The 9,259-nt window shown below is 63.0% G+C and carries 13 protein-coding genes; 12 read left to right on the top strand and 1 reads right to left on the bottom strand.

All coding sequences use genetic code 11. From position 1 onward, the window contains the following. Positions 1–201 (bottom strand): FAD-dependent monooxygenase (locus ACXJL8_RS24805; RefSeq protein WP_456685752.1); only part of this gene is annotated, 201 nt, incomplete at its 3' end. A gap of 666 nt (positions 202–867) precedes the next feature. Here ACXJL8_RS24805 and rpsL point away from each other — a divergent pair. The 12 genes from rpsL to rpsC form a co-directional block, all read left to right on the top strand. Next, complete coding sequence (rpsL, locus tag ACXJL8_RS24800; protein ID WP_007603006.1) at positions 868–1,239, top strand: 30S ribosomal protein S12; 372 nt, start codon at positions 868–870, stop codon at positions 1,237–1,239. A gap of 15 nt (positions 1,240–1,254) precedes the next feature. Then, on the top strand, positions 1,255–1,725 hold the full coding sequence (gene rpsG / locus ACXJL8_RS24795; RefSeq protein WP_456618167.1) for a 30S ribosomal protein S7: 471 nt from the start codon (positions 1,255–1,257) through the stop codon (positions 1,723–1,725). Between the two features lie 32 nt (positions 1,726–1,757). Continuing rightward, complete coding sequence (gene fusA / locus ACXJL8_RS24790; protein WP_456618166.1) at positions 1,758–3,830, top strand: elongation factor G; 2,073 nt, start codon at positions 1,758–1,760, stop codon at positions 3,828–3,830. Between the two features lie 40 nt (positions 3,831–3,870). Continuing rightward, the gene (gene tuf, locus ACXJL8_RS24785; protein ID WP_148770523.1) at positions 3,871–5,061 is read left to right on the top strand and encodes an elongation factor Tu; all 1,191 of its coding nucleotides are present in this window, start codon (positions 3,871–3,873) and stop codon (positions 5,059–5,061) included. 85 nt (positions 5,062–5,146) lie between these two features. Next, positions 5,147–5,455, top strand: coding sequence for a 30S ribosomal protein S10 (gene rpsJ, locus ACXJL8_RS24780; protein ID WP_002712302.1), 309 nt, complete (start codon positions 5,147–5,149; stop codon positions 5,453–5,455). Positions 5,456–5,508: 53 nt separating this feature from the next. After that, positions 5,509–6,225, top strand: coding sequence for a 50S ribosomal protein L3 (rplC, locus tag ACXJL8_RS24775; protein WP_456618165.1), 717 nt, complete (start codon positions 5,509–5,511; stop codon positions 6,223–6,225). Position 6,226: 1 nt separating this feature from the next. Continuing rightward, a complete protein-coding gene (rplD, locus tag ACXJL8_RS24770) occupies positions 6,227–6,847 on the top strand; it encodes a 50S ribosomal protein L4 (protein ID WP_011088150.1) in 621 nt (206 codons plus the stop codon). Beyond that, entirely contained in the window at positions 6,844–7,146 is a 303-nt protein-coding gene (locus ACXJL8_RS24765) for a 50S ribosomal protein L23 (protein WP_011088149.1), read from the top strand. Before rplD ends, ACXJL8_RS24765 begins: the two co-directional genes overlap by 4 nt. Before the next feature lie 12 nt (positions 7,147–7,158). Further along, positions 7,159–7,992 (top strand): 50S ribosomal protein L2, encoded by an 834-nt coding sequence (rplB, locus tag ACXJL8_RS24760; protein ID WP_456618164.1) that lies wholly within the window; start codon positions 7,159–7,161, stop codon positions 7,990–7,992. 12 nt (positions 7,993–8,004) lie between these two features. Further along, positions 8,005–8,283, top strand: coding sequence for a 30S ribosomal protein S19 (rpsS, locus tag ACXJL8_RS24755; protein WP_008136357.1), 279 nt, complete (start codon positions 8,005–8,007; stop codon positions 8,281–8,283). A 10-nt stretch (positions 8,284–8,293) separates the two neighbouring features. Next, positions 8,294–8,680, top strand: coding sequence for a 50S ribosomal protein L22 (gene rplV, locus ACXJL8_RS24750; protein ID WP_354231721.1), 387 nt, complete (start codon positions 8,294–8,296; stop codon positions 8,678–8,680). An 18-nt stretch (positions 8,681–8,698) separates the two neighbouring features. Beyond that, positions 8,699–9,259: 30S ribosomal protein S3 (rpsC, locus tag ACXJL8_RS24745; protein ID WP_456685751.1), on the top strand; the 561-nt coding region annotated here is incomplete at its 3' end.

Here is a 9,259-nt window from a genome sequence, read left to right as displayed (position 1 = left end):
GCGCAGCACCGATTCTCCGATTCCGGTCCGCAAGAATCGCTCGACCTGCACCTGACCGCTGAGTTTTTCGACGCGAAAATCGGCCGGATAGGTCTCATGCGGATCGATCAGCACGGTCGAAATGCCGGCGCGACCGAGCATTGCGGCGGCGGTCGAGCCGGAAAGTCCGCCGCCGATAATGGCAATGTCGGTGTACCGCATGGCGCTAATCTCCGCCGAAGGCGTCAGATTGACGCATCAACAGGAAAAAAAGCCTTAGCATTGGTTATAAAAGTATATTTCGCCCGGGTATAAATCGTGTTTGGGCTAGCGGAACCGTCGCTCCGTTGCCATATCGGGGAAGTGCTGTGAGGGCGGCAAAGAGGCGATTTCTACAGGCGCGAGAAGCGCTTTGTGACTGTCGTTTCGCCTTGACTTGACCGACTCCCACTTATAGAAAGCGCCTCACTTAACGACAGGCGGTGAGCATCGCCAACGTCGGTACGGAGCACCTGCCTGACCCCCTTGGGGCGCTTGGCAGGCACCAACCTCGACGAATGCTGCTCAAACGCTGTCGCTTATAGCTAGGCAATGCCAGGCGATTTTAGTTCTCTTGAGCACGTTCTCTTGAGATCGAACTCGGATGCATGACCTCGGTGCGTGGGCCTCGGCGTTTCGCCGTTGGTTCAAGACTGCGGTCCTCTGTACGTCGAAACGCTTTCCGCTCAGTGATGGAGCGGTTGGCGCAATTTCGCTTTGTGCGGATTGTTCCGCGCGGGGTGACCCCATCGGACGGGTAGTCCGAACAGAATTTGCGGACCCGGTGACGGGCCGCGGCAAGACAGCGGACCCGAAAGGGGCCGCGGCAGAAAAAGGGTGAAGGCCAGGATGCCGACGATCAACCAGCTGATCGCACAACCGCGGGAAGTGCAGAAGTCGCGCAAGAAGGTGCCGGCGCTGCAGCAGTCGCCGCAGAAGCGCGGCGTTTGCACGCGCGTCTACACCACGACCCCGAAGAAGCCGAACTCGGCGCTTCGTAAGGTCGCCAAGGTGCGCCTGACCAACGGCTTCGAGGTGATCGGCTACATCCCCGGTGAGGGCCATAACCTCCAGGAGCACTCGGTGGTCATGATCCGCGGCGGCCGCGTCAAGGACTTGCCCGGCGTGCGCTACCACATCCTCCGCGGCGTTCTGGATACCCAGGGCGTCAAGAACCGTAAGCAGCGCCGTTCGAAGTACGGCGCCAAGCGTCCGAAGTAAGCGGGAACCACGTCCATGTCTCGTCGCCACTCAGCGGAAAAGCGCGAAGTTCTGCCGGATCCGAAGTTCGGGAACATCGTGATCACGAAGTTCATGAACTCGGTGATGTATGCCGGCAAGAAGTCGGTCGCCGAAGGCATCGTCTACGGTGCGCTCGGTCTCATCGAAACCAAGACCAAGCAGAACCCGCTCGGCGTGTTCGAGCAGGCACTCGAGAACGTCATGCCGACGATCGAAGTGCGCTCCCGCCGCGTCGGCGGTGCGACCTACCAGGTTCCGGTCGAGGTTCGCTCGACCCGCCGCCAGGCGCTGGGTATCCGCTGGCTGATTTCGGCTGCGCGCGAGCGCAACGAGAAGACGATGACCGAGCGGCTCTCTGCCGAGCTGCTGGACGCGTCGAACAACCGGGGTAACGCCGTCAAGAAGCGTGAAGACGTGCATCGTATGGCGGAAGCCAACCGCGCCTTCTCGCATTATCGCTGGTAACAGCGAAGCCAACGGACTCGCAAGGAACGCCCATGCCCCGCCAACATGCCATCGAGGACTACCGCAACTTCGGTATCATGGCGCATATCGACGCCGGCAAGACCACGACGACCGAGCGCATCCTCTATTACACCGGCAAGAGCCACAAGATCGGCGAAGTGCACGAAGGTGCCGCGACGATGGACTGGATGGAGCAGGAGCAGGAGCGTGGCATCACGATCACCTCGGCTGCCACCACCGCGTTCTGGGCCGGCAAGCGCCTGAACATCATCGACACTCCCGGCCACGTCGACTTCACCATCGAAGTCGAGCGTTCGCTGCGCGTGCTCGACGGTGCCGTCTGCGTGCTCGACAGCAACCAGGGCGTCGAGCCCCAGACCGAGACGGTCTGGCGCCAGGGCGACAAGTACAAGGTTCCGCGCATCGTCTTCGCCAACAAGATGGACAAGACCGGCGCCGACTTCTTCAAGTGCCTGGCCGACATCGTCGACCGCCTCGGCGCCAAGCCGATCGCGATCCAGCTTCCGATCGGTGCCGAGAACAACTTCAAGGGTCTCGTCGACCTCGTGAAGATGAAGGGCATCGTCTGGAACGATGAATCGCTCGGCGCGAAGTTCGACTATGTCGACATTCCGGAAGATCTGGTCGAGCAGGCCAAGGAATACCGCGAGAAGATGGTGGAAGCCGCCGTCGAGCTCGACGACGACGCGCTCGCCGCCTTCCTCGACGGCAACGAGCCCGACGAGGCGACGCTGAAGCGGCTGATCCGCAAGGCGGTGCTGACCGGCGCGTTCTATCCCGTGCTGTGCGGCTCGGCCTTCAAGAACAAGGGCGTGCAGCCGCTGCTCGACGCCGTCGTCGACTATCTGCCGTCGCCGATCGACGTGCCCGCGATCAAGGGCACGGATGACCGCGGCAACGAGGTCGTGCGCAAGGCCGACGACAAGGAGCCGCTCGCGCTGCTCGCGTTCAAGATCATGGACGATCCGTTCGTCGGCACCATCACCTTCTGCCGCATCTACTCCGGCGTCCTGCAGAGCGGCACCGGCGTCGTGAACTCGACGCGCGAGAAGAAGGAGCGCATCGGGCGCATGCTGCTGATGCATGCGAACAACCGCGAAGACATCAAGGAAGCCTATGCCGGCGACATCGTCGCGCTGGCCGGCCTGAAGGAAGCGCGCACTGGTGACACGCTGTGCGATCCCGACAAGCAGGTGATCCTCGAAAAGATGGAATTCCCCGAGCCGGTCATCGAGATCGCGATCGAGCCGAAGTCGAAGGCCGACCAGGAAAAGCTGGGCGTGGCGCTGGCGAAACTCGCTGCGGAGGATCCGTCCTTCCGCGTGTCGACCGACCAGGAGTCCGGCCAGACCATCCTCAAGGGCATGGGCGAACTCCATCTCGACATCAAGGTCGACATTCTCCGCCGCACCTACAAGGTCGACGCGAACATCGGCGCGCCGCAGGTGGCGTTCCGTGAGCGCGTGACCAAGAAGGCCGAGGTCAAGTACACGCACAAGAAGCAGACCGGCGGTACCGGTCAGTTCGCCGAAGTGTCGATCGTGGTCGAGCCGAACGAGCCCGGCAAGGGCTACGAGTTCGAGTCCAAGATCGTCGGCGGCGCGGTGCCGAAGGAATACATCCCCGGCGTCGAAAAGGGCCTCAACAGCGTCATGAGCTCTGGCGTGGTCGCGGGCTTCCCCGTGGTCGACGTCAAGGTTCAACTGGTCGACGGCAAGTATCACGACGTCGACTCGTCGGCGCTCGCCTTCGAAATCGCTTCGCGTGCTGCATTCCGCGAGGCCTTGCAGAAGGGCAAGTCCGTCCTGCTCGAGCCGATCATGAAGGTCGAAGTGGTGACCCCGGAAGACTACACCGGCTCGGTCATCGGCGACCTGAATTCCCGGCGCGGTCAGATCCAGGGTCAAGACATGCGCGGCAACGCCAACGTCATCAACGCGATGGTGCCGCTCATGAACATGTTTGGGTACGTGAATAACCTGCGCTCGATGAGCCAGGGTCGCGCGACCTTCACCATGCAGTTCGACCACTACGCAGAAGCGCCGGCGAACGTGTCGGCAGAAGTCCAGAAGAAGTTTGCCTGATTGTCGTCGGTCTCGAGCTGACGATTGAACGGAGAGTCAAATGGCCAAAGCAAAGTTTGAACGTAACAAGCCGCACTGCAACATCGGCACCATCGGTCACGTCGACCATGGCAAGACGTCGCTGACCGCGGCGATCACCAAGATCCTCGCCGAGACCGGCGGTGCGACGTTCACGGCGTACGACCAGATCGACAAGGCGCCGGAAGAAAAGGCGCGCGGCATCACGATCTCGACCGCACACGTCGAGTACGAGACCAAGAACCGCCACTACGCCCACGTCGACTGCCCCGGCCACGCCGACTACGTCAAGAACATGATCACCGGCGCTGCCCAGATGGACGGCGCGATCCTGGTCGTGTCCGCCGCTGACGGCCCGATGCCGCAGACCCGCGAGCACATCCTGCTCGCCCGCCAGGTCGGCGTGCCCGCGCTCGTCGTGTTCCTGAACAAGTGCGACATGGTCGACGATCCGGAGCTGCTCGAGCTCGTCGAGCTCGAGGTCCGCGAGCTGCTCTCGAAGTACGACTTCCCGGGCGACAAGATTCCGATCATCAAGGGCTCGGCGCTCGCCGCTCTCGAAGATTCCGACAAGAAGCTCGGCCACGACGCCATCCTCGAGCTGATGAAGAACGTCGACGAGTACATCCCGCAGCCGGAGCGTCCGATCGACCAGCCGTTCCTGATGCCGGTTGAAGACGTGTTCTCGATCTCGGGCCGCGGCACCGTCGTGACCGGCCGTGTCGAGCGCGGCATCGTCAAGGTCGGCGAGGAAATCGAGATCGTCGGTCTGCGTGCGACCCAGAAGACCACGGTCACCGGCGTCGAAATGTTCCGCAAGCTGCTCGATCAGGGCCAGGCCGGCGACAACATCGGCGCGCTGCTCCGCGGCACCAAGCGCGAGGACGTCGAGCGCGGCCAGGTGCTGTGCAAGCCGGGTTCGGTCAAGCCGCACACCAAGTTCAAGGCCGAGGCCTACATCCTCACCAAGGAAGAGGGCGGCCGCCATACCCCGTTCTTCACCAACTACCGTCCGCAGTTCTACTTCCGCACCACCGACGTGACCGGTGTCGTGCATCTGCCGGAAGGCACCGAGATGGTGATGCCGGGCGACAACATCGCGATGGAAGTGCACCTGATCGTGCCGATCGCGATGGAAGAGAAGCTCCGCTTCGCGATCCGCGAAGGCGGTCGCACCGTCGGCGCCGGCGTCGTCGCCTCGATCATCGAGTAATCACGCGAATAGGGAATGGCGAGTGGCGAGTGGATGAAATCCATTCGCTATTCGCTACTCGCCACCCACTGAGAAAGACACGGCAATGAACGGCCAAAATATTCGTATCCGTCTCAAGGCGTTCGACCATCGAATTCTCGATACGTCGACCCGCGAGATCGTGAACACGGCGAAGCGCACCGGCGCGCAGGTCCGCGGACCCATTCCGCTGCCCACCCGCATCGAGAAGTTCACCGTCAACCGTTCGCCGCACGTCGACAAGAAGAGCCGCGAACAGTTCGAGATGCGCACTCACAAGCGCCTGCTCGACATCGTCGATCCGACCCCGCAGACCGTCGATGCTTTGATGAAGCTCGACCTGGCCGCCGGTGTCGACGTCGAGATCAAGCTCTAAGATTTTTGGATCACGTTCGCGACTAGCGGACAGAAAGAACAGGAAGCACGCCGATGCGCTCCGGAGTGATCGCACAAAAGGTCGGGATGACGCGGGTCTTTACAGAGGCCGGCGAACATATCCCCGTGACCGTGCTGAAGCTCGGCAATTGCCAGGTCGTAGCCCACCGCACTGAAGAGAAGAACGGTTACGTCGCGCTCCAGCTCGGTGCCGGCAGCCGCAAGACCGTATATCTGCCCAAGGCGGAGCGCGGCCAGTTCGCGGTCGCCAAGGTCGAGCCGAAGCGACAGGTCGAGGAGTTCCGCGTCTCCGCGGATCAGATGATCCCCGTTGGCGCCGAGATCCTCGCCGATCACTTCGTCGTCGGCCAGTTCGTCGACGTCACCGGCACCTCGGTCGGTAAGGGCTTTGCCGGCGGCATGAAGCGCTGGAACTTCGGCGGTCTGCGCGCCACCCACGGCGTGTCGGTCTCGCATCGTTCGATCGGTTCGACCGGCGGCCGTCAGGATCCCGGCAAGACCTGGAAGAACAAGAAGATGCCCGGCCACATGGGTGTCGACCGCATCACCACGCTCAACCTTCGCGTCGTCCAGACCGATGTCGAGCGCGGCCTGATCCTCGTCGAAGGCGCCGTTCCCGGCTCCAAGGGCGGCTGGATCCGCGTGCGCGACGCCGTCAAGAAGCCGCTGCCGAAGGAAGCTCCGAAGCCCGGCAAGTTCAAGGTTGCGGGTGGCGAAGCCGAGGCTGCGGCCCAGCAGGAGGGTGCGTGAGATGGAATTGAAGGTCACCACCCTCGAGGGCAAGGAAGCCGGCTCGGTCCAGCTTTCCGACGCCATTTTCGGCCTTGAGCCGCGCCAGGACATCATTGCGCGTTGCGTGCAGTGGCAGCTCAACAAGCGCCAGGCCGGCACCCACAAGGCCAAGGGCCGCGCCGAGATCTGGCGCACCGGCAAGAAGATGTACAAGCAGAAGGGCACCGGCGGTGCTCGTCACGGCTCGGCCCGCGTGCCGCAGTTCCGCGGCGGCGGCCGTGCCTTCGGTCCGGTGGTGCGTTCGCACGCCACCGACCTGCCGAAGAAGGTCCGCGCGCTTGCTCTCAAGCATGCGCTGTCGGCGAAGGCCAAGGACGGCGATCTGCTCGTGATCGACAAGGCCGCGCTGGAAGCCGCCAAGACCAAGGCGCTGCTCGGTCACTTCTCGGGCCTGGGCTTGACCAACGCGCTGATCATCGACGGCGCCGAGCTCAACAACGGCTTTGCCGCCGCAGCCCGCAACATCCCGAACATGGACGTGCTGCCGATCCAGGGCATCAACGTCTATGACATCCTGCGCCGTCAGAAGCTCGTTCTGACCAAGGCCGCCATCGATGCGCTGGAGGCGCGCTTCAAATGACGAAGAACATCGAGCCTCGCCATTACGACGTGATCGTCGCTCCGGTCGTCACCGAAAAGGCGACGCTGGCGTCCGAGCACAACAAGGTCCTGTTCAAGGTGGCTGCGAAGGCAACCAAGCCGCAGATCAAGGAAGCGATCGAGAAGCTGTTCGACGTCAAGGTCAAGAGCGTCAACACGCTGGTCCGCAAGGGCAAGACCAAGGTCTTCCGCGGCAATCTCGGTTCGCAGTCGAACACCAAGCGCGCGATCGTGACCCTCGAAGAGGGTCACCGGATCGACGTGACCACCGGTCTGTAAGGTCCTACGACGATGGCACTGAAGAAATTCAATCCCACGACGCCGGGCCAGCGCCAGCTGGTCATGGTCGATCGTTCAGCTCTCTACAAGGGCAAGCCGGTCAAGGCGCTCACCGAAGGCAAGCACTCCTCCGGCGGTCGCAACAACACCGGTCGCATCACCGTGCGTTTCCGCGGCGGCGGGCACAAGAAGACCCTGCGCACCGTCGACTTCAAGCGCGACAAGGTCGATGCGCCCGCGATCGTCGAGCGGCTGGAATACGATCCGAACCGCACCGCGTTCATCGCGCTGATCAAGTACGAAGACGGCACCCAGGCCTATATCCTGGCGCCGCAGCGTCTGGCGGTCGGCGATTCCGTCGTGGCCGGCAACTATGTCGACGTGAAGCCGGGCAACGTCATGCCGCTCGGCAACATGCCGGTCGGCACGATCATCCACAACATCGAGGTCAAGATCGGCAAGGGCGGCCAGCTCGCCCGTTCCGCGGGCACCTACGCCCAGCTCGTCGGTCGCGATCAGGACTATGTGATCGTCCGCCTGAACTCGGGCGAGCAGCGCCTGGTGCACGGCCGTTGCCGCGGCACGATCGGCGCGGTGTCGAACCCCGATCACATGAACACCTCGATCGGCAAGGCCGGCCGCACCCGTTGGATGGGCCGTCGCCCGCACAACCGCGGCGTCTCGATGAACCCGATCGACCATCCGCACGGCGGTGGTGAAGGTCGTACCTCGGGCGGTCGCCACCCGGTCACCCCGTGGGGCAAGCCGACCAAGGGCAAGAAGACCCGCAGCAACAAGTCGACCAACAAATTCATTCTCCTAAGCCGCCACAAGCGGAAGAAGTAAGGAACGCCGGACATGGTTCGTTCAGTCTGGAAAGGCCCGTTCGTCGAAGGCTCTCTGCTCAAGAAGGCAGATGCCGCGCGCGCGTCCGGCCGTCACGACGTCATCAAGATCTGGAGCCGTCGCTCGACCATCCTGCCGCAGTTCGTCGGCCTGACCTTCGGTGTCTACAACGGTCAGAAGCACGTTCCGGTAGCGGTCAACGAGGAAATGGTCGGTCACAAGTTCGGCGAGTTCTCGCCGACCCGGACCTTCCACGGCCACTCCGGTGACAAGAAAGCCAAGAAGGCTTGAGGATTAAACGATGAGCAAACCTAAGCGCGAACGGAGCCTCGCCGAGAACGAGGCCAAGGCGGTCGCCCGGATGCTGCGGGTGAGCCCGCAGAAGCTCAACCTGGTCGCCCAGCTCATTCGCGGCCGGAAGGCGTCTGCCGCACTTGCCGACCTGCAGTTTTCGCGCAAGCGGATCGCGGTCGACGTCAAGAAGTGCCTGGAATCGGCGATCGCCAATGCCGAGAACAATCACGACCTGGACGTCGACGATCTCGTCGTGACCCAGGCCTTCGTCGGCAACGGCCTCGTGATGAAGCGCTTTGCGGCGCGCGGTCGCGGCCGTTCGGGCCGCGTCTACAAACCATTTTCGCAGCTGACGATCATTGTTCGTCAGGTCGAAGCCGAAGCGGCGGCCTAAGGGTCGCAGGAGAATACGATGGGTCAAAAGATCAATCCGATCGGTCTGCGTCTCGGCATCAACCGGACCTGGGATTCCCGCTGGTTCGCCGGCAAGCAGGAATACGGCAAGCTGCTGCACGAGGACGTCAAGATCCGCGAGATCCTGCACAAGGAGCTCAAGCAGGCGGCCGTCGCCCGCATCGTGATCGAGCGTCCGCACAAGAAGTGCCGCGTCACCATCCACTCGGCGCGTCCGGGCGTGGTGATCGGCAAGAAGGGCGCCGACATCGACAAGCTGCGCAAGAAGGTCGCGGACATCACCTCGTCCGACGTTGTCATCAACATCGTCGAAATCCGCAAGCCGGAGCTCGATGCGACGCTGGTGGCCGAATCGATCGCGCAGCAGCTCGAGCGCCGCGTCGCGTTCCGCCGCGCCATGAAGCGCGCCGTGCAGTCGGCGATGCGTCTCGGCGCCGAAGGCATCCGCATCAACTGCTCGGGTCGTCTGGGCGGTGCGGAAATCGCCCGCATGGAGTGGTACCGCGAAGGCCGCGTGCCGCTGCACACGCTGCGCGCCGACATCGACTACGGCGTCGCG

The sequence above is a fragment of the Bradyrhizobium sp. P5_C11_2 genome, assembly GCF_054049755.1.
This window is presented reverse-complemented; position numbering and strand designations above follow the sequence as displayed.